At 68.1% G+C, this 22,418-nt stretch carries 24 protein-coding genes and 2 tRNA genes; 11 read left to right on the top strand and 15 right to left on the bottom strand.

The features are described 5' to 3' along the window. Nucleotides 1–41 precede the first annotated feature (41 nt). Both AC1DB1_RS08065 and AC1DB1_RS08060 read right to left on the bottom strand, forming a co-directional pair. On the bottom strand, nucleotides 42–809 hold the full coding sequence (locus AC1DB1_RS08065) for an aggregation-promoting factor C-terminal-like domain-containing protein (protein WP_477200370.1): 768 nt from the start codon (nucleotides 807–809) through the stop codon (nucleotides 42–44). A gap of 343 nt (nucleotides 810–1,152) precedes the next feature. Continuing rightward, a complete protein-coding gene (locus AC1DB1_RS08060; RefSeq protein ID WP_477200369.1) occupies nucleotides 1,153–2,415 on the bottom strand; it encodes an MFS transporter in 1,263 nt (420 codons plus the stop codon). Nucleotides 2,416–2,490: 75 nt separating this feature from the next. On the opposite strand from AC1DB1_RS08060, the gene AC1DB1_RS08055 reads away from it, so the two are divergent. Next, the gene (locus tag AC1DB1_RS08055; RefSeq protein ID WP_477200368.1) at nucleotides 2,491–3,030 is read left to right on the top strand and encodes an ArsR/SmtB family transcription factor; all 540 of its coding nucleotides are present in this window, start codon (nucleotides 2,491–2,493) and stop codon (nucleotides 3,028–3,030) included. Between the two features lie 86 nt (nucleotides 3,031–3,116). On the opposite strand, the gene AC1DB1_RS08050 is transcribed toward AC1DB1_RS08055, so the two are convergent. The 5 genes from AC1DB1_RS08050 to AC1DB1_RS08030 all read right to left on the bottom strand — a co-directional run bounded on the left by AC1DB1_RS08050 (nucleotide 3,117) and on the right by AC1DB1_RS08030 (nucleotide 7,692). After that, nucleotides 3,117–5,180 carry a glycosyl hydrolase family 28-related protein gene (locus AC1DB1_RS08050; protein WP_477200367.1) on the bottom strand — a complete coding sequence of 688 codons (2,064 nt, stop codon included), beginning with the start codon at nucleotides 5,178–5,180 and terminating at the stop codon, nucleotides 3,117–3,119. A 222-nt stretch (nucleotides 5,181–5,402) separates the two neighbouring features. Then, complete coding sequence (locus tag AC1DB1_RS08045) at nucleotides 5,403–5,912, bottom strand: hypothetical protein (protein ID WP_477200366.1); 510 nt, start codon at nucleotides 5,910–5,912, stop codon at nucleotides 5,403–5,405. 215 nt (nucleotides 5,913–6,127) lie between these two features. Next, a tRNA-His gene (locus AC1DB1_RS08040) sits at nucleotides 6,128–6,203 on the bottom strand. 52 nt (nucleotides 6,204–6,255) lie between these two features. Continuing rightward, a complete protein-coding gene (gene orn, locus AC1DB1_RS08035) occupies nucleotides 6,256–6,876 on the bottom strand; it encodes an oligoribonuclease (RefSeq protein ID WP_271178456.1) in 621 nt (206 codons plus the stop codon). A gap of 9 nt (nucleotides 6,877–6,885) precedes the next feature. Further along, nucleotides 6,886–7,692 (bottom strand): SGNH/GDSL hydrolase family protein, encoded by an 807-nt coding sequence (locus AC1DB1_RS08030; RefSeq protein ID WP_477200365.1) that lies wholly within the window; start codon nucleotides 7,690–7,692, stop codon nucleotides 6,886–6,888. Between the two features lie 152 nt (nucleotides 7,693–7,844). Between AC1DB1_RS08030 and AC1DB1_RS08025 the strand changes: the two genes are divergently transcribed. Then, nucleotides 7,845–8,108, top strand: coding sequence for a YbbN family protein (locus AC1DB1_RS08025; RefSeq protein WP_271178458.1), 264 nt, complete (start codon nucleotides 7,845–7,847; stop codon nucleotides 8,106–8,108). Nucleotides 8,109–8,198: 90 nt separating this feature from the next. Here the strand turns inward: AC1DB1_RS08025 and AC1DB1_RS08020 are convergent. The 3 genes from AC1DB1_RS08020 to AC1DB1_RS08010 all read right to left on the bottom strand — a co-directional run bounded on the left by AC1DB1_RS08020 (nucleotide 8,199) and on the right by AC1DB1_RS08010 (nucleotide 10,129). Then, a tRNA-Arg gene (locus AC1DB1_RS08020) sits at nucleotides 8,199–8,271 on the bottom strand. A 42-nt stretch (nucleotides 8,272–8,313) separates the two neighbouring features. Next, nucleotides 8,314–8,799 (bottom strand): DUF1905 domain-containing protein, encoded by a 486-nt coding sequence (locus AC1DB1_RS08015; RefSeq protein WP_477200364.1) that lies wholly within the window; start codon nucleotides 8,797–8,799, stop codon nucleotides 8,314–8,316. Between the two features lie 25 nt (nucleotides 8,800–8,824). Continuing rightward, nucleotides 8,825–10,129, bottom strand: coding sequence for an MFS transporter (locus tag AC1DB1_RS08010; protein ID WP_477200556.1), 1,305 nt, complete (start codon nucleotides 10,127–10,129; stop codon nucleotides 8,825–8,827). Nucleotides 10,130–10,285: 156 nt separating this feature from the next. Here AC1DB1_RS08010 and AC1DB1_RS08005 point away from each other — a divergent pair, with 156 nt between their 5' ends. Further along, nucleotides 10,286–11,140 (top strand): LysR substrate-binding domain-containing protein, encoded by an 855-nt coding sequence (locus AC1DB1_RS08005; protein WP_271178461.1) that lies wholly within the window; start codon nucleotides 10,286–10,288, stop codon nucleotides 11,138–11,140. Between the two features lie 69 nt (nucleotides 11,141–11,209). Here the strand turns inward: AC1DB1_RS08005 and AC1DB1_RS08000 are convergent, their stop codons facing one another. After that, nucleotides 11,210–12,427 (bottom strand): cation:proton antiporter, encoded by a 1,218-nt coding sequence (locus AC1DB1_RS08000; protein ID WP_271178462.1) that lies wholly within the window; start codon nucleotides 12,425–12,427, stop codon nucleotides 11,210–11,212. Nucleotides 12,428–12,501: 74 nt separating this feature from the next. Between AC1DB1_RS08000 and nadE the strand changes: the two genes are divergently transcribed. Next, complete coding sequence (gene nadE / locus AC1DB1_RS07995) at nucleotides 12,502–13,344, top strand: ammonia-dependent NAD(+) synthetase (protein ID WP_271178463.1); 843 nt, start codon at nucleotides 12,502–12,504, stop codon at nucleotides 13,342–13,344. A 72-nt stretch (nucleotides 13,345–13,416) separates the two neighbouring features. Here the strand turns inward: nadE and AC1DB1_RS07990 are convergent, their stop codons facing one another. Further along, nucleotides 13,417–14,133, bottom strand: a complete 717-nt coding sequence (locus tag AC1DB1_RS07990; RefSeq protein ID WP_271178464.1) for a hypothetical protein — start codon at nucleotides 14,131–14,133, stop codon at nucleotides 13,417–13,419. A 204-nt stretch (nucleotides 14,134–14,337) separates the two neighbouring features. After that, nucleotides 14,338–15,351, bottom strand: a complete 1,014-nt coding sequence (locus tag AC1DB1_RS07985; RefSeq protein ID WP_477200363.1) for an aldo/keto reductase — start codon at nucleotides 15,349–15,351, stop codon at nucleotides 14,338–14,340. 46 nt (nucleotides 15,352–15,397) lie between these two features. Between AC1DB1_RS07985 and msrA the strand changes: the two genes are divergently transcribed. The 3 genes from msrA to AC1DB1_RS07970 all read left to right on the top strand — a co-directional run bounded on the left by msrA (nucleotide 15,398) and on the right by AC1DB1_RS07970 (nucleotide 17,281). Further along, the gene (gene msrA, locus AC1DB1_RS07980) at nucleotides 15,398–15,925 is read left to right on the top strand and encodes a peptide-methionine (S)-S-oxide reductase MsrA (RefSeq protein ID WP_477200362.1); all 528 of its coding nucleotides are present in this window, start codon (nucleotides 15,398–15,400) and stop codon (nucleotides 15,923–15,925) included. Nucleotides 15,926–16,078: 153 nt separating this feature from the next. Then, nucleotides 16,079–16,714: a single-stranded DNA-binding protein gene (locus tag AC1DB1_RS07975; RefSeq protein WP_477200361.1), complete on the top strand. Its 636-nt coding sequence runs from the start codon at nucleotides 16,079–16,081 to the stop codon at nucleotides 16,712–16,714. 39 nt (nucleotides 16,715–16,753) lie between these two features. Beyond that, nucleotides 16,754–17,281: a DUF6993 domain-containing protein gene (locus tag AC1DB1_RS07970; RefSeq protein ID WP_477200360.1), complete on the top strand. Its 528-nt coding sequence runs from the start codon at nucleotides 16,754–16,756 to the stop codon at nucleotides 17,279–17,281. A 181-nt stretch (nucleotides 17,282–17,462) separates the two neighbouring features. Here AC1DB1_RS07970 and AC1DB1_RS07965 read toward each other — a convergent pair whose 3' ends face one another. Beyond that, a complete protein-coding gene (locus AC1DB1_RS07965; RefSeq protein ID WP_477200359.1) occupies nucleotides 17,463–17,993 on the bottom strand; it encodes a hypothetical protein in 531 nt (176 codons plus the stop codon). A gap of 274 nt (nucleotides 17,994–18,267) precedes the next feature. Here AC1DB1_RS07965 and ettA point away from each other — a divergent pair, with 274 nt between their 5' ends. Further along, nucleotides 18,268–19,950: an energy-dependent translational throttle protein EttA gene (ettA, locus tag AC1DB1_RS07960; RefSeq protein WP_271178469.1), complete on the top strand. Its 1,683-nt coding sequence runs from the start codon at nucleotides 18,268–18,270 to the stop codon at nucleotides 19,948–19,950. A gap of 103 nt (nucleotides 19,951–20,053) precedes the next feature. After that, nucleotides 20,054–20,530: an acyl-CoA thioesterase gene (locus AC1DB1_RS07955; protein WP_343881455.1), complete on the top strand. Its 477-nt coding sequence runs from the start codon at nucleotides 20,054–20,056 to the stop codon at nucleotides 20,528–20,530. A gap of 104 nt (nucleotides 20,531–20,634) precedes the next feature. Here AC1DB1_RS07955 and AC1DB1_RS07950 read toward each other — a convergent pair whose 3' ends face one another. Beyond that, nucleotides 20,635–21,042, bottom strand: a complete 408-nt coding sequence (locus tag AC1DB1_RS07950; RefSeq protein WP_271178470.1) for a QcrA and Rieske domain-containing protein — start codon at nucleotides 21,040–21,042, stop codon at nucleotides 20,635–20,637. A gap of 132 nt (nucleotides 21,043–21,174) precedes the next feature. On the opposite strand from AC1DB1_RS07950, the gene AC1DB1_RS07945 reads away from it, so the two are divergent. Together AC1DB1_RS07945 and AC1DB1_RS07940 are read left to right on the top strand one after the other, a co-directional pair. After that, nucleotides 21,175–21,684, top strand: coding sequence for a sigma-70 family RNA polymerase sigma factor (locus AC1DB1_RS07945; RefSeq protein WP_271178471.1), 510 nt, complete (start codon nucleotides 21,175–21,177; stop codon nucleotides 21,682–21,684). Next, entirely contained in the window at nucleotides 21,681–22,373 is a 693-nt protein-coding gene (locus AC1DB1_RS07940) for a zf-HC2 domain-containing protein (RefSeq protein ID WP_477200358.1), read from the top strand. Before AC1DB1_RS07945 ends, AC1DB1_RS07940 begins: the two co-directional genes overlap by 4 nt. The last annotated feature ends 45 nt before the right edge of the window (nucleotides 22,374–22,418 follow it).

The raw sequence follows: 22,418 nt of genomic DNA, 5'->3' as shown, positions 1-22,418 counted from the left end.
GCGCACCGGAATTCACGAGCCCGGACTCCCGGGCGGATCGATCAGTACCAGTTGACCGACTGCGAGTGGGACCAGGCGCTGCACGGCGAGCCGTAGGAGCGCGCGATGTAGTCGAGACCCCACTTGATCTGGGTCGAGGCGTTGCTCTGCCAGTCGCTGCCGGCGGTCGCCATCTTGCTTCCGGGCAGCGCCTGCGGGATGCCGGTGGCACCGCTCCCGGCGTTGTACGCCTGGTAGTTCCAGCCCGACTCCTTCTGCCACAGGTTGCTGAGGCAGCTGAACTCGCCGTCGCCCCAGCCGTGCAGGCTCGAGGCGAGATTGCGGGCCGTCGCCTGCGCACCCGAGGGGGTGTTCGCCAGCGCTGCGGCGCGGGCGGCTGCCGCAGCGGCGGCGGCGGCGATCTCGCGGTCCTTCGCGGCGGCGGCCGTCACGACGGCGGCCGTGGCGGTCTTCGTCTTGTCGATGGTGGCGCGCAGCTTGGAGTCGTCGAGCTGCTGATAGTCGTCGAGGCCGGCGATCGCGGTCTTCGCCGCGGACGTGTCGACCTTCGCCGCACGCGCGGCGACGGTGGTCTTCGCGCTGGCGAGCGTCTTCGTGGCCTCGGCCTCGAGCCGGTGGCGCACGATGCCCTCGTAGACCGAGAGCTGTTCGTGGTGCATGCCGGTCGACTCGGAGATCTGCTTCGTCTCGGTCTGGCTCTGCTGCTGGGCGAGCGCCGGGCCGATGAGGCTGGCGGTCGCGAGGGCGGTGGCGACACCGGCGACGATGCGGCCGAGGGGCAGGGAGGTGTTGCGGATGGTTCTGAGCATTCTCTTCCAGTGTTCGGGCTTCCCCGCTCGCGGGCACACGGCTGTAGGCCGTGTGCGGGCATGGATCGGTCATCCTCTCGGTGGAGAGGAGGCGATCCGGCGGGTCGGGAACCGCGGCGGTACGTGCGTGATCGCCCGGCGACCCGGTGGGTCAGAGGGCGCGCAACGCGCGACGCGGGTGTGCCGCGCTAAACACAGGTGGACATCCGGAGCAATCGGGGGGTGGATGCGGCACACGCGCGACACGACGGCATACCGTGCCGTCAACGGAAAACAACGTTACGTGGTCATTCTGGGCAGAACAGGCACGTTGGCTGGGAGGGTCGTGTGTGCGTCGCTGGTGTCAGCGCCCGGCGGACCGTGCCGCGTCGTGCTCGGCGGACACTCTCTCCGCGTCACGCTCGGCCTGGTCCATGCGCCGGTCGGTGACCCAGATCATCCCGATCACGAGGCCGAGAGTGAGGGCGCCCATGATGATGAAGACGGGCGGGAAGCCCAGGAACTGGGCGAGCACCCCGCCGGCGAGGGCCCCGAGCGGGATGGTGCCCCACGAGACCAGGCGGTAGGCGCTGTTGAGGCGGCCGAGCAGGCGGGTGGGCGTGATCCGCTGGCGCAGCGACACCGTGATCACGTTCCAGATCGACACCGTGATGCCGCCGAGGAAGAATCCCGCACCGACGATGTAGGGGTTGGTGGTGAATGCCGGGGTCGCCAGGCTGACGAAACTGCCGAGGATCGTCAGGATCAATGCGCGGGAGCGCCCGAGGCCGTGCTCGACACGTTCGGCGACGAGTGAGCCGAGAACACTCCCGAGCGCGGACGCGGTCAGGAGGAGGCCGTACCCGGGATCGGTCAGGCCCATGGCCGATGCCGGGCCGACGGCGTAGAGCACGAGCACCGTGAAGGTCGCGTTGCCGGCGAAGTTGAAGACGCCGACCATGATGGCGAGCACACGGAGCAGGGTGTTGCTCCAGAGGAAGCGCAAGCCCTCGGCGATGTCGGCCCGCATGGTGGTGGTGCGCGGATGATCGGTACCGTACGAACCGCGCATCAGCAGGAGCATCCCGATCGCAAGCACCCAGAGCAGCACGGGAGCGCCGAAGGCCAGGGCGAACCCGGCGGCGACCAGGAAGCCGCCGAGCGGGGGACCGACGAATTGGTTCGCGGTCAACTCGGCGGCGTAGAGGCGTCCGTTCGCGCGGGACAGGGCGCTGCGCGACACGACCTGCGGGAGGATCGATTGCGACGACGTGTCGTAGATCGTCTCTGCGATGCCGACGCAGAGGGCGGCCGCGTAGAGGATCCAGATCGAGCCTGCGCCCATCGCCGCGGCGATGGTGAGAACCGCCAGGAAGGCGGCGCGGGCGGAGTTGGCGACGAGCATCAGGCGGCGGCGATCGAAACGGTCGGCGAGTGCGCCGGCGGTCAGGGCGAAGACCAGCCAGGGGAGCGAGAAGGCGAACGCCAGCCCCGCGATGATCGTGGGCGAGTCGGTGTACCGGATGGCCACCAGCGGCAGCGCGACCTTCATGACCCCGTCCGCGAGGTTGGACAGCGCGGACGATGTCCAGAGCTTCCAGTAGTTCGATCCCAGCGGTGCAGCCATGAGGGAAGACTTGCACAGTGATTGGGAAAGTTCAAATGGATTTGCATAATTCACATCGGGACGTATCCTGAGGGCATGGACGAGCCCCGACATCCCGTCGACGCCAAGCGCAGGCCCGCGACGGTCAAAGAAGCGAAGGCGCTCGCCAACCCCGTGCGCGTGCGCATGGTGAGGCTCTGCGGCGAGTACGAGCTCACCAACAAACAGCTGGCCGACCGGCTGGGCATCGACCCCGGCACCGCCCACTATCACGTGAAGCAGCTACTGGATGCGGGCTTCCTCGAGCCAGCCGGCGTCCGCACCGGCGAGAGCGGAGCCCTCGAGAAGCCGTACCGTTCGACCGGCCGCACCTGGTGGCTCTCCGACGCGCTCGCCCACGCGGATACGGCGGAGTCGTTCGCGCCGATCGATGCGTTTCAGCAGGAGCTCGCCGAGGCGGGCCCCTCCTCGATCGCCACCTACGCGCGCTTCTCCCTGCACCTGTCGCCGGACGACGTCGCGGAGATCGACCGGCGCATCCTGGCTGTGCTCGACGAATACGTGGAGAGCGACGGCCAGCGCGTCGACCGTCCTGTGCACGGCGGCATCTGGTTGCTGCACCGCTCGGCCGACTGAACGCCGGGCGATCACAGGGAGGCCGGGCATCCGCCCGATGGATGCCCGGCCTCGATCTGCCTCAGCGCGTCAGCGGGGTGCCGGCGTCAGTTCCACGGTGACGGCGCAGGAGGCACGACGACCGGCGGGCGGTCGTCGCAGGTGATGGTGTTCGGCAGCTCCCACGCCGCGAGCCACGGGCCGGTCGTTCCGCCGCCGTCGTTGCCGCCGAGGTCGGTCAACGAGAACTCCGAACCGGCCGGAGTGAAGTTGAACGATCCGCAGTTGTTCACGCCGACAGCGCCGACGTTGCGGGCATCCACGTTCTGGAAGCTCGCCGAGCCGGCCGCGCGGGCGCTGACCACCGAGGTTCCGGTGCCGTCCACGCGGATGTCGGCGAAGTGGACGTTCGTAATGCGGTACTGGTCTTTGACCGGGAAGTCGGTGACCAGCATGATCGCGTTGTACGTGTTGTCGAGGAAGTGGTCGCCCACGACCTGGATGTCCGCGTCGATGTTCCGTTCCAGCGCGTAGAACCAGATCGCTCCGAGACCGATCTCCCAGTTGAGCTCGTACGTTCCGGCCCGCACCGTCGTGTTGTCGGTGATCCAGAGATGACCGGCGAACGGTTCGGCGCCGAAGCGCGATCCGACCTGGATGCCGCTGCCCTCGCGGAGCGGATCGGCGATCAGGTTGGCGGAGACGCTGTTGTCCGTGCCTCCGTAGATCGCGATCCCGTTGGCGAGGGTCGGCGTCTGCACGGTGTTGTGGTCGAAGGTGTTGCGGGCATCCGCCGTCTTCTCCGACCACATCGCCAGGCCGTCGTCGCCCGTGTTGCGGATGAACGAGTTCGACACGCTCGAGTCGGTCACGCCGGTGTGGAAGTTCACGCCGTCGGCGATCTGATCGGCGATCACGGTGTTGGTGATGTGCGTGTTCGACATCGGACCGTCGAACCAGATCCCGACCTTGGTGTGGTGGATGTAGAGGCCGTCGATGGCCGAGTCGCTCATCGCGCCGCCGATCCCATTCACCTGGTCGGTGTCGATGCGCTCTCGAACGTCGCCCTCGATCGCGAAGCCCGAGAGGTGCACGTTGTGGGATCCGCCGGCGCTCGCGTCTTTGCCGTAGAAGCCGACGCCCGTGTGCACGGAGCCGTCGGGTGCGGGAGTGGAGAGCGTGACCTGCTTGCCGGTGATGATCGTGTACCAGCTGCCGGCGCCCTCGATCGTGACGTCGTCGACGATGATGTGACGGTTGACCTGGTAGCGCCCCGGCGGCACGTAGACCTTCAGATGCGTCTTCTTGGCGAATGCGATGGCTTTGTCGAACGCCGCGGCGGAGTCGCGCTTGCCGAACGGGTCGGCGCCGAACGCCAGCACGTTCGCCGCGATGAGCCGGATGTGCGGCGGGGCCACCACCTGCGAGTCGAGCAGGTCGATGGTCGTGGTCGCCGCCGGGCTGCCCGCGGGTGCGGTGAGCCGGATCGTGTCGCCGGCCTTGTAGGTGCGACCGAGGAGCAGTCGCTGCTCGTCGTAGAAGTGCATCGGGCGGAACGGGGTGGAGATCACCGGCGCGGGCGTCGTCTGCGACGGGACGCACTTGCATTCGGTGATCCACCAGTCCGGATGGATGAGCCCGGCGTTCGGGTCGTTGGTGAACGAGTACTGGTTGTAGAGCCACGAGTACTGCGACGTGAGGGTCATCGTGCGCGCGGCGCCGCCGTTCGCGGAGACCGCAAGCGGGGCGGTGATGCCGCCGCCCTGGGGCGCATCCGGGATGCTGTAGCGCACAGTGATGGCGTTCGCGGCGGCCGGGAGGGTGAACTGCACGTACTGTCCCGGTTTCAGCGAGACGGCGGAGCGGCCCGAGGCCTCGGCGGGCAGGGTGTACGCGGTACGGTCGGGGCCGATCACGGTGCCGTTCGTCGCGGCCTTCTCCGCCTCCTGCTCGGAGAAGCCGAGGGCGGCGCCGCGCCCGCTGACGAGGGACGGGTCGAGGGCCGCGCGTGTGACCGGCGACGGTGTCACCGGAGCGGGGGTTGCGGCGGCGGGTGCGGCGAGCCCGGCCAGAGTGACGGCCGTCGCGATCGCGGCGGCCGAGGCGATGGACGTGCTCCAGCGCATCCGGGGGAATCGGCCGCGCCGGGCGGCCGGGACGTTTCGTGTCATCGTTGACTCGTTCCTCTCGAGAAGGTGTACGCCGTTGGACACTCGGCGCACGATTGCGTCGAGAGTTGGCCCGACGATACGACCGCGATGCGGCCATCCACAAGAGGTTCGTGAGAATTGTCGACGATTTGTCGAGTTATTGCGTAATCGACTGCAAGCCAGCGCAAAGATTGCGTCGACTGCCGCCGCCCGGCGCCGGCGGTGCCGGCGCCGGCTGGCGGGTCAGGGGGCGCGGTGCTGTCCAGACCCGGCGTTCGGGTCGTCGGGAGCCACGGCCGGCGCGGCGGGCGAGGTCGGCGGCGGCGCCTGCGTCGTGTTCGGGGCGTCTCCTGCGACGGTCGGCTCCGCGGCAGATCCGGGGGCCGCCGGTGCCGTTGTGGGCTCGGCGCGTCTGCCGGTGCGCACGTCCGGGTCGAGCCCGTCTGCCTTGCGGAGCTTGTCGTCGGACGCAGAGCGCGCCTCCGTCGCGTCGGTCTGACGGGCCTCCGCCTCGCGGCGCAGTTTCTCGGCCTCGACCTCTGCTTGCTTCGCGTCGGCAGACGCACGGGCGGCAGCCGCCTCACGTTCGCGGGCGGCCAGCTCGTCGTCCGCGGCGGACTGCCGCAGCTCTCCGGCCCGCTGACGGTCCGCTTCGACCTTGCGTCGGCGGCCGGCCATAGAGACGACGACGATGATCGCGATCACCACGATGACGATCACGACGATGAGGATGATCCATCCGGTTGCATTCATGCCACGTCACAGTACGCGCGCCGCCGCAGTTCTCTACTGGGGGCTTGGCGTGACGCTGCACCACGACCAGGCGCTTCTTCGGGGTGAGTAACGGGGCTTGAACCCGCGACCTGCTCTGTGACGCTGCACCACGACCAGGCGCTTCTTTGGGGTGAGTAACGGGGCTTGAACCCGCGACCTGCTCTGTGACGCTGCACCACGACCAGGCGCTTCTTTGGGGTGAGTAACGGGGCTTGAACCCGCGACCTCCTGGACCACAACCAGGCGCTCTACCAGCTGAGCTATACCCACCATGCTCTTCGAGTGTCTCTTTCGATTCACTCAAAGCAACTTGACGATTGTATTACATCTGGGGCGCCCATTTTTCCACCACGGCCGCTGAGACCGCCTGGACGTGCTCCGTGGTGGGCCCCGGCTCGCCGACGAACGCCGCGTCGCGGTAGTAGTCGAGCTCCCGGATCGACTCCAGAATGTCGGCGAGAGCGCGGTGCCCGCCGTGCTTCTCGGGCGCGTTGAAGTACACGCGCGGGAACCAGCGGCGTGCCAGTTCTTTGATCGACGAGACGTCGACGTTGCGGTAGTGCAGGTGGTTGTCGAGCCGGGGCATGTACTTCGCGAGGAACATGCGGTCGGTACCGATGGTGTTGCCGGCGAGGGGAGCCGTTCGGGCGCCCGGTGCGTACTTGAGCACGTATTCGAGCACCTCGTACTCGGCTTCGGCGAGGCTCTTGCCGTGCGGGATCTCTTCGATGAGGCCGGACGTCGTGTGCATGTCGCGCACGAAGTCGTTCATGTTCTCGAGCGCGGATGCATCCGGCTTGATCACGATGCTGAGTCCCGGGTCGAGCACGTTCAGTTCGAAGTCGGTGATCACCACCGCGATTTCGACGAGTTCGTCGACCTCGAGGTCGAGTCCGGTCATTTCGCAGTCGATCCAGACCAGTCGATCCGAGGAATTAGCCATGCGGAGAGTCTAATGCTGGGGTCCGACGCGGCAGGGCACCGGCCGCTTGGGGTCGAGCCCGTCGCCGGCGGAGATGTGTCGGAGCCGGCGCGCGGCCCAGGGGATCGCGTAGACCCTCAGCCAGGTGCGCAGCGGCAACGGTTGCGGGGGAGCGGGGGACGATTCCGCGGTGTTCTTGGCGGCGATCTCCGCATACGGAACCCCGAGCGTGTGCGCGGCACGCGCGGCCAAGAGCCGGTGTCCGCGGGCGCTCAGGTGCACGCGATCCGAGGCCCACATCGCGCCGTCCTGGAATTCGCGCACGCCCCACACGTCGAGCACGACGGCCTGGTTGGCGCGCGCGATGCTCCAGACGTTCGCGTTGAACACGGCTGCGCGCCCGCGGAACGGCTTGAGGAAGAACGCGAACTGCGGGTCGAAGATGTTGGCGAGCAGCACCGTCGCACCGCTCGCCCGCAGCGACCGGATGCCGGCGTCGAGTCGGCCGGCGAGCGCATCCGGATCGGCGGCGGGGCTCATCAGATCGTTGCCGCCGACCATCACCGAGACCAGGTCTGCGCCGAGCGCGACGGCGTGCGGGACCTGGGCGTCGACGACGTCGCCGATGCGGCGCCCGCGCACGGCGAGGTTCGCGAACTCGAACTCGCGTCCGCCGAGATGCGCGTCTCCGTCGAGGATCACGGCGAGCCTGTCGGCCCATCCGAGCCACGGGGCGGTGGGCGCCGATGGCCTCGAAGGCGGCGGCGCAGGATCGCACAGCCCTTCGGTGATCGAATCTCCGAGGGCGACGTACCTGGTGTATGCGGCTCGGCTCACACGAGTGATTCTCGTCAGTCGGTGCGAACGCCGGGTGTCCGCCGCGTGACCGTTCCCGGATGGCCTCCGGATGTTCGCCGGACGTACACTGAAGTCGTGCATTCGACATCCGCGGTTCGCCCTCCCGTCACTGCGTGCGGAGCCGGTGCACTGTGAAGCTCACCCTCTACACCTCGGCCTTCTGCGAGCCGTGCATGCAGACGCGTGCGATCCTCGCTGAGGCGTCACGGCTCGTGCCGGGTGCCTCGGTGGCGGAGTTCGACGTGGCGCGCAACGTGGAACGTGCGGAGGCCGACGGCATCCGGGTGACGCCGACGGTGATCGTCAGCACGCCCGACGGCGACGAGGTGTTCCGGGCCGAGGGCGTTCCCACGCTCCAGCAGGTGCTGGTCGCGGCCGCGAAGGCGCTGCCGTAACCCTCGCTGCCACACTCTGCGTCTCAGCGAGAGGTGCGAAAAGGTCGGTTGACGCCCTTCGAAGCGACGTTTCGGCACCTTTCGGGCACGTGCCCTCGGCAGGAATCGAACCTGCGACCAAGAGATTAGAAGGCTCCTGCTCTATCCGCTGAGCTACGAGGGCGGGGCGCTTCCACGATACCGTAGCTGCCGCCGTCGCCGGCTCTCAGCGCAGCCGTCGGCCCGCGTTCACCCGCTCGATCGCCTGCTGGATGCGCCGGGTGCGCGTCTCGGGGCGCTTGGCTTCTTCGATCCAGAGCGCGTACTCCCGCTGGTAGCTGAAGTTCATCGCGCGGAACGGGTCGAGCGCCTTGGCCGTCTTGAACGCCTTCTGCACATCCGGCTCGAGCTCGACCACGCGGGGCTCGGTGTCGAGGGCGAGCGTCACGTGCACGCTGTCGCCTGCTTCCTTGCCGATCTGCTCGCAGATGCTGCGCAGCACCAGGATGAGGTGCTGTCCGCCTCCGTAGGTGACGAGCGACCCGCGATAGTGCACGTCGTCGAAGGTCGCCACGACGGGGATGCGGCCACTCGTGCCGAACAGCTCTTCGGCCTTTCCGGGCAGCAGGATGTACGATTGGGAGTTGCCGGCATCGCCCCGCTCCAATGCGGTATCGAACTCGAGCAGACCTGGGTCGCGGTATGTCACCATCCTCGGAGCCTAGCCGCTGCACATGTTAGAGGCGCGCGCCGGCCTTGCCAGCGCGGTTGACGATCGCCACGCTCGGGCGGCGTCCGCGGAGGCTGAACTTCAGCCGGAGGCTCGCGCTGCGCGCGATGAGCAGCGCGATCACCACGGCCGCCGCGGCGGGCACGAGGCCGGAGATCATCATCGCGACGTGCGGTCCCACGGTCTCGACCACCCAGCCCATGAGTGGGCCGCCAATGGCCTGACCGCCGAGCAGCACCAGGATGTAGAGCGAGATGACCCGGCCGCGGATCTGCACGTTCGACGACATCTGCACGAGCGAGTTGGCGGCGGTGACGAAGAGCAGATTCGCGAGCCCGATGCCGACGAGGAGAGCGCCGAAGGTGAACTCGGTGGGCGCGAAGCCCGCCAGCGCCTGCACGATCCCGAGGGCGGCGGCCGTTCCCACGACCATGCTGAGCCGGATGCTCGTGCGGCGCGTCGAGGCGAGCGCGCCGACGAGCGCGCCGGCGGCGACCAGGGCGTTGAAGAGTCCGTAGCCCTGCGCGCCGATGTCGAAGACGTTGTTCGCGAACGCCGCGAGGAAGACGGGCATGTTGAAGGCGAACACCGCGATGATCGCGACCATCACGACGGTCCAGAAGATCACCGGCTTGCCACGGACGTAGCGCATCCCCTCGACGAGTTGCCCCTTGGCGCGGGGCGCTGCCGGCGAAGCGTGCAGCTCCGAGCGCCGGAGCGAGCAGAGCGCGGCGACCACCACGAGACAGGCCACCGAGTTGATCGCGAACGACCACCCGCCCCCGACAGCGGTGATCAGGATGCCGCCGACCGCCGGTCCGATGAGGCCGCCGAGCTGAAAGATCGACGAGTTGAGGCTGATCGCGTTGCGCAGGTAGTGCGGCCCGACGAGTTCGTTCACGAACACCTGCCTGGCCGGGTTGTCGACGACGGTCACCAGCCCGAGCGCGAACGAGATCACGTACACGTGCCACACCTGCGTTGTGCCGGTGAGGGTGAGCACGGCCAGGAGGGCAGCGAGTCCGGCGGCGCACGACTGCGTCACGATCAACAGTCGCTGCTTGGGGTAGCGGTCGGCGATGACTCCGCCGTAGAGGCCGAAGACGAGCATCGGCGTGAACTGCATGAACACGGTGATCCCGACCGCGGCGACGCTCCCGGAGAGTTGCAGCACAAGCCAGTCCATCGCGATGCGCTGCATCCACACCGCGGTGTTGGCAAGCAAGTTGCCGGCGGCGAAACGCCGGTAGTTGCGGACGCGGAGCGAGATGAACGTGTCTCTCCACGGCGGGCGGGCTGAGAGGACCTGCATCGGTCCGGTGGGTGGTGCTGCTGCGGTGTGTGCCACGAATCGTCCTGCGTATCTGGTTCCGTATGAAAGGTCTTCCCTCTCGACGTTACGCAATCCGCGATATTCTTGCGGGCAATTGAAGCTATAACTCCTATTGGCTTATCGAATGGATGCCTGATGTTCGATCCGGTGCTGCTCCGCACCTTCCTGGCGGTCGCCGACACCCGCAGTTTCACGAAGGCGGCCGCGCGTCTCGGGATCAGTCAGCCCACCGTCAGCCAGCACGTGCGGCGCCTCGAGCAGACGGCCAAGCGGCAGCTGGTCGCCCGCGACACCCGGGATGTGCGCCTCACCGACAACGGAGACGCGATGGCCGGTTTCGCCCGCACCATCCTGGCCGCGCACGCGGAGGCCGACCGTTATTTCAGCGGTTCGGCGATGCGCGGCCGGCTTCGGTTCGGCGCGGCCGACGACCTGGCGATCACCACGCTGCCGCGCATCCTGCGCCACTTCCGGCAGCAGCATCCGCAGATCAATCTTGAACTCACCGTCGACCAGTCCGGCCCTCTCCACCGCCGGCTCAAGGGCGGCCACCTCGATCTGATCTTCATCAAGCAGAACCCCGGCACGACCGACGGAACGGTGGTCGCCACCGACGACCTCGTCTGGGTGGGGCAGGAGAAGACTGTTATCGAGCCGGGGGAGCCCATCCCGCTGATCGCCTACCAGGGGCCGAGCCTGAGCCGCCAGATCACCATCGACGCCCTCGAAGCAGCGGGACGCACCTGGCGGATCACGTGCAATACGCGCGAGGTGAACGGCGTGCTCGCGGCCGTGCGTGCCGGGATCGGGGTGGCGGTCTTCCCGCGGTCGCTCATCCCGTCGGATCTGGTGAAGGTCACCAACCGGTTCGCGCTGCCCGAGCTCGGGCAGGTCGACTTCACACTGCTGTCGAACCCGGCCGCGCCGCGCGAGCCGATCGAAGCGCTGACCACCGCGATCCTCGGACGCGCGCTCACGCGCATCCCGTAGCGCTCGGACCGACCGGCGCCGGGTGGCGCCGACCGGCGCGGGGCGCCAACCGGCGCGGGCCGGCACTGGCTAGCCGACGATCGGCACCCGATCGGTGTCGGGCGACCGCAGGCCGCCATCGCTCGACCGCTTGCGCAGGGTCAGCGCGATGATCGGGAACAGCAGCACCGAGAGCATCCCGGCCCCGACCAGCGCGGTCGCCGTTCCTTTCGAGAGGGCGTGCTCGTCGAGGGCGATATTCGTCACGGCCACGATGATGGGCAGACCGGTGGCGCTGAACAGGGTGAGGGCGCTGCGGTCGGCGAACGTCGCGCCGCGCGGAGCAGCGAAGGAGCCGGGGATCCCGCGGACGATCAGCAGCAGCACCACGAAGATCGGCAGCAGCAGAAGGGCGTGCGGGTCGCCGAGGAGGGCCGGCAGGTCGAATCCGATGCCCGTGTTTATGAAGAAGATGGGCACCACGACACCGAAGGCGACCGCCTCCAGCTTGCCCTCGACCAGTTCGGCATCCGGCTTGCTCGCGCCCTGCAGCAGCACCCGGCAGATGACGCCGGCGGCGAAGGCGCCCAGCAGCATGTCGAGGCCGAGCGCGACGCTCAGGCCCACGAGGGCTGCGATGACCAGAACGACGAAGCGGACGGCGAACTGTCCACTCGTGTGCAGCGTCGCGCGCACCAGGCGGTGGAAGCGCTCGTGCGTACCCCTCGAGGCGAGCCAGATCCCCAGCCCAGCGACGATGGCGAAGCCGATCAGCACGAGGGCTGCCGCCAGAGGTCTGCGGCCGCTGAGGAAGAGCGAGATGGCGACCAGAGGTCCGAACTCGCCGATGGCGCCGACCGCGGTCACCGCCAGACCGAACGGCGTCTTGAGCTCGCCCGCGTCGCGCAGCACCGGCATCAGCGTGCCGAGCGCCGTCGAGGTGAGGGCGATCCCGATGTAGACTCCGGCGATCGGGTCGGGGGCGAGCACGATCCCGAGCACCACACCGAGCACCAGCGAGACGAGCCAGCCGATCGAGGCACGACCGAGCGGACGCCCCTTGATCGAGGCGAAGTCGATCTCGTTGCCGGCCATGAAGAAGAGGAAGGCGAGCCCGAAGTTCGCCAGGAAGTCGACTCCGTCCGACTTCGGGATCCAGCCGAGCACGCTCGGACCGACGAGCAGTCCGAGCAGGATCTCGAAGACCACCAGGGGGATCTTGGCGACCTTCCCCACGGCGTTCGCGAGCAACGAGGCGCCGACCGCAATCAGGGGGAGCAGGATGATGGTGCCGACCGTGGGATCCATGCCGCGATGCTACTCGTGGCGCGCATCCCGGCGGTGTTCACATGACCGAAACGCGCCGGCGCTAGGGTGGCTGCATGCGTGATCTCCAGGCCAGAATCATCGAGGAACTCAACGTCAGCCCGACCATCGACCCGGCGGCCCAGATCGAGAAGCGGGTCGGCTTCCTCGTGGAGTACCTCAAGAACACGGGCGCGTCCGGGTACGTGCTCGGCATCAGCGGCGGGCAGGATTCCTCGCTCGCCGGCCGGCTCAGCCAGCTCGCGGTCGAGCGACTCGCCGAGCAAGGGGTCGAGGCCGAGTTCATCGCCGTGCGGCTGCCGTACTCGGTGCAGCACGACGAAGACGACGCGCAGCTCGCGCTCTCGTTCATCCGCCCCCAGCGCACGGTGACGTTCAACATCAAGCGCGGCGTCGATGGCTTCCAGGACGAGTACCGCGACGCCGTCGGCGACGAGATGAGCGACTTCACGAAGGGCAACGTGAAGGCGCGCGCGCGCATGGTCGCCCAGTACGCGATCGCGGGCCAGCGCCGCCTTCTCGTGGTCGGCACGGACCACGCCGCCGAGGCGGTCACGGGATTCTTCACCAAGTACGGCGACGGCGGAACGGACATCCTGCCCCTCACCGGGCTCACCAAGCGTCAAGGGCGCGCGCTGCTCGAGCACCTCGAGGCGCCGGAGCGGCTCTACACCAAGGCGCCCACCGCCGACCTCCTCGACCACACGCCGGGCCAGACCGACGAGGACAACCTCGGCCTGACCTATGCGGACATCGACGACTTCCTCGAGGGCCGCGATGTTCCGGATGAGGTGGCGAGCGCCATCGAGGCCCGGTACCTGGCCACCGAGCACAAGCGGCGTGTTCCGGCCAGCATGTTCGACGAGTGGTGGCACGAGCGGGGCGACTACTCGAAGTAGGGCTGCAGCAACGGAAGAGGGCCGGCGGATGATCCGCCGGCCCTCTCTCGTTCGGGTGGAAGTGCGCGTCGGTCAGACGGGCTGCGACAGCTTCGAGGTCGGAGCGGTGTCGGACGGGACCGTGTTGGACGGCACCGTGTCGGACGGGATCGGTGATGCGGGCGCGACCGTGTCGGCGTTGCCGACTCCGAACGGGTCCGCCGTGTCGTTCTGGGCGACGGGGACGTACTGCTGGTGATGCTGGTCGGCGACCCAGGCGTCCTGCTGGGCGATGAGCTGGCGCTCCGAGTCGTTGTTCTCGAACCGCCAGCGCTCGAGGTCGCCCTGGAAGATCTTGCGGGCGCGGCCCGGCTTGTTCTGCCACTCGATCAGGCGGTCGCGGAACTCGGCGATCGCGGGGTCGAGCTGATAGCCGAAGGTGGCGGACGCGCGCTTCATCTCTGCAAGCTGGTGTCCGGCCCAGTTGGCGGCGATACCGGCGCCCTTGATGGGGAGCAGGCGCACCATGATGTCGGCCTGGCCGACGGCGCGGTCCGAGAGGACCTGTTCGCCGGGGGTCAGGGAATTCCATACGGATGCCTCGGTCGCCGCGTCGACGAGGGCCGCGATGGCCGACGCCTTCTGCGCGCGATCGGTGCGGGAGAGCAGGCCCTTGATCGCGCCGCGCGCGATCCAGGCTGCGAGCAACCCGGCGACGATCACGGCAACCGCGAGCACCACCGCATTGAAGATCATCGGCTGAGCGTCCGACGATGTGAGCCAGTCTACGAAGTCATTCCACCACTGCATGGCGCGATGTTAACTCCGGATGGGCCGCTCTTCCGGGACCTCGCGCGCAGTGTCGCGGAGTCGTGACGCTCCCGTGACCGGTCGCGGGCGCACTCCGGTCGCGTTCATCCGGAACTCCGGGCCGACACGCCGTGTGAAAGCGCACAACTCCGGAACGCGGGCCTGTTTGCGCCCGTCGTTCCGGAGTTGTGCCGGCTTGCTACGTCAGTCTTCGAGGTGCTCGGTGCCGTCGACCGCGTACGGCTCGATGGCGGCGATCTCGTCCGCAGTCAGCGGGGGAGCATCCAGGGCCGCGACGTTCTGTTCGAGCTGCGCGACGCTCGACGCGCCGATCAGCGCACTGGTCACCGCGGGCTGGCGCAGCACCCAGCGCAGCGCCAGCTGAGCGAGGGACTGGCCGCGTGAGGCAGCGATCTCATTCAGCGCACGGGCCCGTTCGAGGTAGACGGGGCTCAGCTGCTTCTCCGACAGGAAGTGACTGGTTGCCGCGCGCGAACCGGCGGGGACCGTGCCGTCGAGGTAGCGGTCGGTGAGCATTCCCTGAGCGAGCGGCGAGAACACGATGCTCCCGGCACCGATCTCGTCGAGCACCGGGAAGAGGCCGTCTTCGATGTGACGGTCGAACATCGAGTAGCGCGGCTGGTGGATCAGCAGGGGGATCTTGTGCTCGGCCAGCGCGGCGGCCGCGGCGCGGGTCTGCTCCGGGTCGTAGTTCGAGATGCCGACGTACAGGGTCTTGCCCTGCTGCACGGCGCTGGCGAGCGCGCCCATGGTCTCCTCGATCGGCGTCTCGGGGTCGGGACGGTGCGAGTAGAAGATGTCGACGTAGTCGGTGCCGAGGCGCGCGAGACTCTGGTCGAGCGACGAGAGCAGGTTCTTGCGGGAGCCCCACTCGCCGTACGGGCCGGGCCACATGTAATAGCCGGCCTTGCTGGAGATGACGATCTCGTCACGGTACGGGGCCAGATCTTCGCGCAGCAGGCGACCGAAGTTGGTCTCGGCGGTGCCGGCAGGCGGCCCGTAGTTGTTCGCTAGGTCGAAGTGCGTGATGCCGAGGTCGAACGCGCGCCGCACGATGGCCCGCTGGGTCTCGATCGGGCGCTCGTCGCCGAAGTTGTGCCAGAGGCCGAGCGACAGTGCGGGCAGCTTGAGGCCGCTGCGTCCGCTGCGGTTGTAGGTCATCGTGTCGTAGCGGTCGTCCGCCGGAACATAAGTCATGTCCACATCGTAGGAGAATGGTGCGCGTCGCAACGAAAGGGTTCCCATGCAGACGTTCGTCATCGCCGGAGGCTGCTTCTGGTGTCTGGATGCGGTCTACCGCGTGCTCCGCGGGGTGCAGGATGTCGTGTCGGGCTACACCGGCGGCACGACGGTCGACCCCACCTACGAGGAGGTCTGCACCGGGACCACCGGTCACGCCGAGGCGGTCGCCGTGACCTTCGATCCCGAGGTGATCCCCGCATCCGTGATCCTCGACGTGTTCTTCACGCTCCACGACCCGACGCAGCTCAACCGTCAGGGCGCCGACGTCGGCACCCAGTACCGCTCGGCGATGTTCTACGACGGCGACGAGCAGAAGGCGCTGTTCGAGGCTGCCCTCGAGCGGGCGGCGACGTACTGGGACGGCACGATCGTCACCACGCTCGAGCCACTCGGCACGTTCTACCGCGCCGAGGAGTACCACCAGGACTTCTTCGCGAAGAACCCGGGTCAGGGCTACTGTCTCGCCGTCGCGCAGCCGAAGGTGAACAAGATCCGCGCTTCGTATTCGCAGTACGTGATCGCGGCCTAAGGGGTCTCCCGGCTCCCGCCTCCCGCCTCCACAGGCGCTCGTGTCGAGAGCCTTTCCCCAGGTTGATGCGCACGCGGTTTCCGGATGCTCATCCGTCCGAGACTCGTCAGCACCGCCATCCGGCGATGTTCCGAGGTTCCGAAGGAGAGCACCATGAACGATTCCCTGGCCACGCGCGGCTTCGTCGCCACCGCCCCCAACCACCTCGTCACGGCCGAGGGGCTGCCCATCACGACGTTCCGCCTCGCCGCGTCGCGTCGCCGGTTCAACCGGCAGACCCAGGCGTGGGAAAACACGGGCACCAACTGGTACACCGTCACGGCATTCCGGCAGCTCGCGCTCAACGTCGCCTCCTGCGTCTCGAAGGGCGACCCGGTGATCGTCTCCGGCCGGCTGAGCGTTCGGGAGTGGGAGAACGACGACCGCTCGGGGATCGTGGTCGAGATCGACGCGGATGCGGTCGGTCACGATCTCGGTTGGGGCAGCGCGTCGTTCGCGCGCACGATCCGCTCGGCGCCGATCGACGGGCACGGTGAGGGGGCGCCTGGTGGCGGGATGCAGGGCGGCAATGCGCACGGCGACGCGGCAGAGCGAGACGCGGCAGGTGGAGCTGCGGCTGAGGACACCGGGATGCCGGGCGACGGGTCGGACGCATCGGGACGGCTGTCGAGCGGGTCGCGCGGCGACGGAGACGTTCACGCAGCCCCTGCCGGGGCCGGGATCGATCGCGACGCGGACGGCTGGGCTCTCCCGGTGACCGCGGAGGATTCACCCGCGGTGCCCTTCTAGAATGGCTTTCGCCCCCACCGCTACCGCAACGGAGACGAGATGACCGACGTGCGACGCCTCCCGATCGTCCGTCGATCCCGGGGGCGCGCGGCAGGGGTCTGGGGTGCAGCGACGGGGGCCATCGTGGTCTCGGTTCTGCTGAGCGGATGCGTCGGCGGCGGCCCCGCGCCGACCCCGAGCACCGCGACCGCGAGCCCGACGGCGACGACGACGCCGAGCCCGACCCCGAGTGCCGTCGAGTTGCACCCCGATGGAACGGCGCAGCAGAATCTGCCGTTCTTCAACAAGGTCAACAAGGCCACCCTCGCGGCCAAGCCTGCCGCGCAGGGCCGCGACTTCATCGACGCGCTCGTGGCGGCGGGCTTCGTGAAGGCCGACATGCAGGTCACTCCGGATACGACGACGATCGGCCTTAAGGCGAATTCGATCCAGTTCTCGGTGCGCATGGGCGACAGCTGCCTCATCGGCCAGAACGGTGCGGATGCCGGCGGCTACAGCAGCCAGGTCACCCCGGTGCTCGGAACAGGTTCGTGCCTCATCGGACAGACCCGCGCGATCGACTGGTAGCTCGCGCCGGCGGTGGTGGATGCCCGTGCAGGGAGTGCGTCGAGCCGTGTGTCGAGCCGTGCCCCGCGTTTATCCACAGGGCGCTGGCGGTGCACGAGCGTGAGCGGTCACCAACTGTCGCCACACACGCGGTTCCGGACCGGCCAGCGACAATACGTGACCACTCACGCGAACCTATTCGTCAATGACGGCTCGACCGGGAGCGCTTTTCGAGGCCGATCGGATCTTCAGCTCTCGGCACGTCTGAGTAACGAGCAAGGCCCAACCAGGCGAAACCGGTGAAAACGGTGGGCTTCTGCTGCGCTCGCTTCTCGTTCACGATCGCTCTCCATGCCTGGCCCCGCGCATAATCCTGGACGAGGCTCGGCGACGGGTGCGACGCTGCCGCCGAGATGAAAGCGTTGATGACGGCGGCCTGCTGCCGCGCGTGGTGCCGCCCAGCCACGGTGGCGGGATGTCCTCGCGTCCGGCGACGCCCGGCCTCGGTCCACGAGAAGGTCAGCATCCGCCAGATGCCCGAGTCGTAGCCTTCTGTGATGAAGCCGCTCCAGGCGGTCGTGTCACAGCGAGCGGACGAATCAAGCGGGACCGTGTACGTACGAAACCAGCTTCGGATAGTGAGACGGTCGGGGGCGAAATAGACCCCTACGAAGACTGTGCGTATCCCGAGGATCATGAGACAGATCGCGGCCGTGGCGGCGAGAGGCTGCAAAGAACGACTGAGCGGTGTCTGCGTCGGGTCGGGGTTCGAAAGACCAAACGTGATGGAGCCGACGAAGAGGAGCTGGATCGTTATGCCGTACCACCGCGCCCCGCCACCAGAGCCACGCAGTCCAATTCTGACTCCTCCTGACTATGTCGACGCAGTGACTCGACCAACATGATGCCACGCCGCCGCTCAGATGGGCTGACCTACCCCTGACGACGGTATTCGCCGATCTCGGCGGCGGACAAGCGCGGTGCGGCAGCCAATTAGACTTGTTTGCATGGCCGAATACATTTACTCGATGGTGCGCGCCCGCAAAGCGGTCGGCGACAAGCTGATTCTCGACGACGTGACCATGTCGTTCCTGCCGGGGGCGAAGATCGGTGTCGTCGGCCCGAACGGTGCGGGTAAGTCGACCATCCTCAAGATCATGGCGGGGCTCGACACCCCGAGCAACGGCGAAGCCAAGCTCACGCCCGGTTACTCGGTGGGCATCCTGATGCAGGAGCCGCTGCTCGACGAGAGCAAGACGGTGTTGGAGAACGTGCAGGAGGGCGTCGGCGAGATCAAGTCGTACGTCGACCGCTTCAACGAGATCTCCGGGCTGCTCGCCGACCCCGACGCCGATTTCGACACCCTGCTCGCCGAGATGGGCACGCTGCAGGAGAAGATCGACGCCGCAGACGCGTGGGACCTCGACTCGCAGCTCGAGCAGGCGATGGATGCGCTCCGCTGCCCGCCGGGGGACTGGCCGGTCACGAGCCTCTCCGGTGGTGAGAAGCGCCGCGTCGCGCTCTGCAAGCTCCTGCTCCAGAAGCCCGACCTGCTGCTCCTCGACGAGCCCACCAACCACCTCGACGCCGAGAGCGTGCTCTGGCTCGAGCAGCACCTGGCCAAGTATCACGGTGCTGTGCTCGCCGTGACCCACGACCGGTACTTCCTCGACCACGTGGCCGAGTGGATCGCCGAGGTCGACCGCGGTCACCTGTACCCGTACGAAGGCAACTACTCGACCTACCTCGAGAAGAAGCAGGCTCGACTCGAGGTCCAGGGCAAGAAGGACGCCAAGCTCTCCAAGCGGCTTTCCGAAGAGCTCGACTGGGTGCGCAGCAACGCGAAGGGACGCCAGGCGAAGTCGAAGGCGCGTCTGGCGCGCTACGAGGAGATGGCGGCCGAGGCGGAGCGCACCAGAAAGCTCGACTTCGAAGAGATCCAGATCCCGCCGGGCCCGCGCCTCGGCCAGATCGTGATCGACGCGAAGAACCTCGAGAAGGGGTTCGCGGACCGCAAACTCATCGACGGTCTCACCTTCACGCTTCCGCGCAACGGCATCGTCGGCGTCATCGGCCCGAACGGCGTGGGAAAGACGACGCTGTTCAAGACGATCGTCGGTCTCGAACCGCTCGACGGCGGTGACCTCAAGATCGGTGAGACGGTCGAGATCTCGTACGTCGACCAGTCCCGCGGCGGCATCGACCCGAACAAGAGCCTCTGGGAGGTCGTGTCCGACGGGCTCGACTACATCCAGGTCGGCAAGATGGAGGTGCCGTCGCGCGCCTACGTCTCGACCTTCGGGTTCAAGGGACCGGACCAGCAGAAGAAGGCCGGCGTGCTCTCCGGTGGTGAGCGCAACCGCCTCAACCTGGCGCTGACGCTCAAGCAGGGCGGAAACCTCCTGCTGCTCGACGAGCCGACCAACGACCTCGACGTCGAGACGCTCTCGAGCCTCGAGAACGCGTTGCTCGAGTTCCCGGGTTGCGCCGTCGTGATCACACACGACCGGTGGTTCCTCGACCGCATCGCCACGCACATCCTCGCCTATGAAGGCACCGAGGAGGACCCGGCCAACTGGTACTGGTTCGAGGGCAACTTCGAGGCGTACGAGGAGAACAAGATCGAGCGCCTCGGCCCGGACGCGGCCAAGCCGCACCGCTCCGCGTACCGCAAGCTCACCCGCGACTGAGCCCCGCGCTCCCGCCCGGCCGTCGTATCCGTCGCGGCCGAGCGGGAGAACAGGCGCAGCACAGAGCTGGCGCAGCAAGCAACGACGCAGGAAGGCGAAGACGATGAGACTGCACGTGCCGATCAGGCTCCGCTGGAGCGACCTCGACGCCTACGGCCATGTGAACAACGCGGAGATGCTCCGCCTCCTCGAGGAGGCGCGCATCATCGCGTTCTGGATCACCGACGACGCAGAAGAGGCGGTCGGCGCGAGCACGGCGGTGCTCGACGGGCGGCCGGGTGCTGACACGCTCACGCTGATCGCGCGGCAGGAGATCGAGTACCTGGCGCCGATCCCGTACCTGCGGCAGCCGCTCGACGTGCAGCTCTGGCTCGGACGCCTCGGCGGCGCGAGCCTCGAGGTCTGCTACGAAGTGCACTCGCCCCGCGGAACCGAGCCCGACATCCTGTACGCGCGCGCCGCGACGACGATCGTGCTGGTGGATGCGGCGAGCGAGCGGCCGCGCCGCATCAACGACGGCGAGCGCGCGGCCTGGACGCCCTACCTCGACGAGCCGGTGCAGTTCACCAAGCGCGGCTGACCGCCGCGGCCGCCGCGGCCGCCGCAACCCGCGTGGCCGACTTGCGTTGAATGTGCGGTTCGGAGCGTGCGCGACCGCACATTCGGCGCAACTCGCTGGGACGGCTACTTCGTCACGGTGACGGTGTCACCCGACACCGAGGCGGTCAGCTTGCCGAGCGGCTGCTGAGCCGGGCCCTGGAGCACGTCGCCGGTCGTCCCGTCGAAGCGGGAGCCGTGGCACGGGCAGTCGAACTCTTTGCCCGTCGGAGCGACGGTGCAGCCCTGGTGCGTGCAGACCGCGCTGAAGGCCACGACCTTTCCTTCCGTGGGCTGCGAGACGACGACGGGCGTCGACCCGAGCTTCGCGGAGACAGCGCCTCCCACGGGGATCGAGGAGAGCGGCACGGTGACGGAGCCCGATTCGGAGCCGGCCGCGCCATCGGACGTGCACGCGGCGAGCAGCAGGGCGCCCGCGGACGCTCCGCCGATCGAGACGAGGGTGCGTCGGGTGAGCGGAGTCGGTTCGGTCATACTGAGTCCTCACGGGTCGGCGTAGCGTTGTAATACCGGTATCCACGAGTCTGCCGTGCGAACGGTTCAATGCGGGGCCGTGAAACGGTGAACCTTCTTTGAAGCGGCTTCGTGTATCTGGTGGAGGTGTGCATGCCGAACGAGGACGCGCGACTGCTCCGCGAGCTGCACGATCAGCACGCGCAGGCGGTGTGGCGCTACGTGGTGCACCTCACCGGCGACCGCGCGATGGCCGATGACGTCGTTCAGGAGACCCTCTTGCGCGCCTGGCGCCGGCCGGCGGTGCTCGACCAGTCGCAGTCCTCGGCGCGCGCCTGGATGTTCACGGTGGCACGCAACCTGGTGATCGACGACAAGCGCAGCGCCCACAGCATCCACGAGATCGGCACCGATGTGCTGCCCGAGCGCGGTGGCCCGAACGAGGCGGATGCCGTGCTCGACGCCTGGTTGGTGACGGACGCCCTCGCGGAGCTGTCCGACGAGCACCGCGCGGTGATCGTTCACGCGTACTACGGCGGACGTTCGATCGCCGAGATATCACGGGAGCTCGACATTCCCGAGGGGACCGTCAAGTCGCGCATCCATTACGGGCTGCGCGCGCTGAGACTCGCACTGCAGGAGAGGGGGGTGACCGAGCGATGACGACTCACGACCAGTTCGCGACATGGGACGGCGCCTACGTGCTCGGGGCGCTGTCGCCCACCGAGCGCCGCGCATACGAGGAGCATCTGCGCACGTGCAGCGACTGCGCCACGTCGATGGGGGAGCTGGCCGGTCTCCCCGGCATCCTGGGCAGGGTCGCCCCCGACGACGCGTTCGCACTGCTCGACGACCCGACGGTCGCGCCCGCCCCGCAACTGCTTCCGGCACTGCTGAGCGAGGCGCGACGGCGCCGCACTCGTCGCCGCTGGTGGACCGCCGGTGCGCTGGCCGCTGCGGCCGCCGTGATCGCGATCTCGGCCGTGGTGGTGCCGTCGCTCGTCGCGCCTCCCGTCACGCAGCAGGCCGGAACGAGCGTCCAGATGACGCAGGTCGAGCCGAGCGCGTTGAGTGCCGACCTGAAGCTCGTCTCCGAGCCGTGGGGGACCCGTATCGAGTCGCGGTGCAGCTACGCCGAGTGGGCGGGGAGCGAGTCGGGGCGGGTCTGGACCTACGCGATGGTCGTCACCGACCGGAGCGGGGTCGCCACACAGATCTCGACCTGGACGGCGCAGGCGGGATCGACGGTCGAGCCGGTCGCCACGACCAGCGTGCCGCTGTCGAAGATCGCGAGCGTCGACATCCGCTCGGCGACCGACGGCACCGTGCTACTGCGCAGCACCTTCGGGTAGACGGGGCCGGGGGCGACGGGTTGGAAGGCGACGGGCTACGGGACG

The organism is Leifsonia sp. 10N434, assembly GCF_056394405.1.
Note: the sequence above shows the minus strand (reverse complement) of the source record. Positions and strands in the feature narration are given on the sequence as shown.

Excerpts from the sequence above, each read along its gene's own strand:
- AC1DB1_RS08010 (WP_477200556.1), bottom strand. The coding sequence starts at position 10,129 with ATGCAGGTCCTCTCAGCCCGCCCGCCGTGGAGAGACACGTTCATCTCG.
- AC1DB1_RS07940 (WP_477200358.1), top strand. The coding sequence starts at position 21,681 with ATGACGACTCACGACCAGTTCGCGACATGGGACGGCGCCTACGTGCTC.
- AC1DB1_RS08065 (WP_477200370.1), bottom strand. The coding sequence starts at position 809 with ATGCTCAGAACCATCCGCAACACCTCCCTGCCCCTCGGCCGCATCGTC.
- orn (WP_271178456.1), bottom strand. The coding sequence starts at position 6,876 with ATGGCTAATTCCTCGGATCGACTGGTCTGGATCGACTGCGAAATGACC.
- msrA (WP_477200362.1), top strand. The coding sequence starts at position 15,398 with ATGCAGACGTTCGTCATCGCCGGAGGCTGCTTCTGGTGTCTGGATGCG.
- AC1DB1_RS07950 (WP_271178470.1), bottom strand. The coding sequence starts at position 21,042 with ATGACCGAACCGACTCCGCTCACCCGACGCACCCTCGTCTCGATCGGC.
- AC1DB1_RS08060 (WP_477200369.1), bottom strand. The coding sequence starts at position 2,415 with ATGGCTGCACCGCTGGGATCGAACTACTGGAAGCTCTGGACATCGTCC.
- AC1DB1_RS08050 (WP_477200367.1), bottom strand. The coding sequence starts at position 5,180 with ATGACACGAAACGTCCCGGCCGCCCGGCGCGGCCGATTCCCCCGGATG.
- AC1DB1_RS07970 (WP_477200360.1), top strand. The coding sequence starts at position 16,754 with ATGACCGACGTGCGACGCCTCCCGATCGTCCGTCGATCCCGGGGGCGC.
- AC1DB1_RS07990 (WP_271178464.1), bottom strand. The coding sequence starts at position 14,133 with ATGCAGTGGTGGAATGACTTCGTAGACTGGCTCACATCGTCGGACGCT.
- AC1DB1_RS08000 (WP_271178462.1), bottom strand. The coding sequence starts at position 12,427 with ATGGATCCCACGGTCGGCACCATCATCCTGCTCCCCCTGATTGCGGTC.
- AC1DB1_RS08045 (WP_477200366.1), bottom strand. The coding sequence starts at position 5,912 with ATGAATGCAACCGGATGGATCATCCTCATCGTCGTGATCGTCATCGTG.
- AC1DB1_RS08005 (WP_271178461.1), top strand. The coding sequence starts at position 10,286 with ATGTTCGATCCGGTGCTGCTCCGCACCTTCCTGGCGGTCGCCGACACC.
- AC1DB1_RS07945 (WP_271178471.1), top strand. The coding sequence starts at position 21,175 with ATGCCGAACGAGGACGCGCGACTGCTCCGCGAGCTGCACGATCAGCAC.
- nadE (WP_271178463.1), top strand. The coding sequence starts at position 12,502 with ATGCGTGATCTCCAGGCCAGAATCATCGAGGAACTCAACGTCAGCCCG.
- AC1DB1_RS07985 (WP_477200363.1), bottom strand. The coding sequence starts at position 15,351 with ATGACTTATGTTCCGGCGGACGACCGCTACGACACGATGACCTACAAC.
- AC1DB1_RS07955 (WP_343881455.1), top strand. The coding sequence starts at position 20,054 with ATGAGACTGCACGTGCCGATCAGGCTCCGCTGGAGCGACCTCGACGCC.
- AC1DB1_RS08055 (WP_477200368.1), top strand. The coding sequence starts at position 2,491 with ATGGACGAGCCCCGACATCCCGTCGACGCCAAGCGCAGGCCCGCGACG.
- AC1DB1_RS08015 (WP_477200364.1), bottom strand. The coding sequence starts at position 8,799 with ATGGTGACATACCGCGACCCAGGTCTGCTCGAGTTCGATACCGCATTG.
- AC1DB1_RS07975 (WP_477200361.1), top strand. The coding sequence starts at position 16,079 with ATGAACGATTCCCTGGCCACGCGCGGCTTCGTCGCCACCGCCCCCAAC.
- ettA (WP_271178469.1), top strand. The coding sequence starts at position 18,268 with ATGGCCGAATACATTTACTCGATGGTGCGCGCCCGCAAAGCGGTCGGC.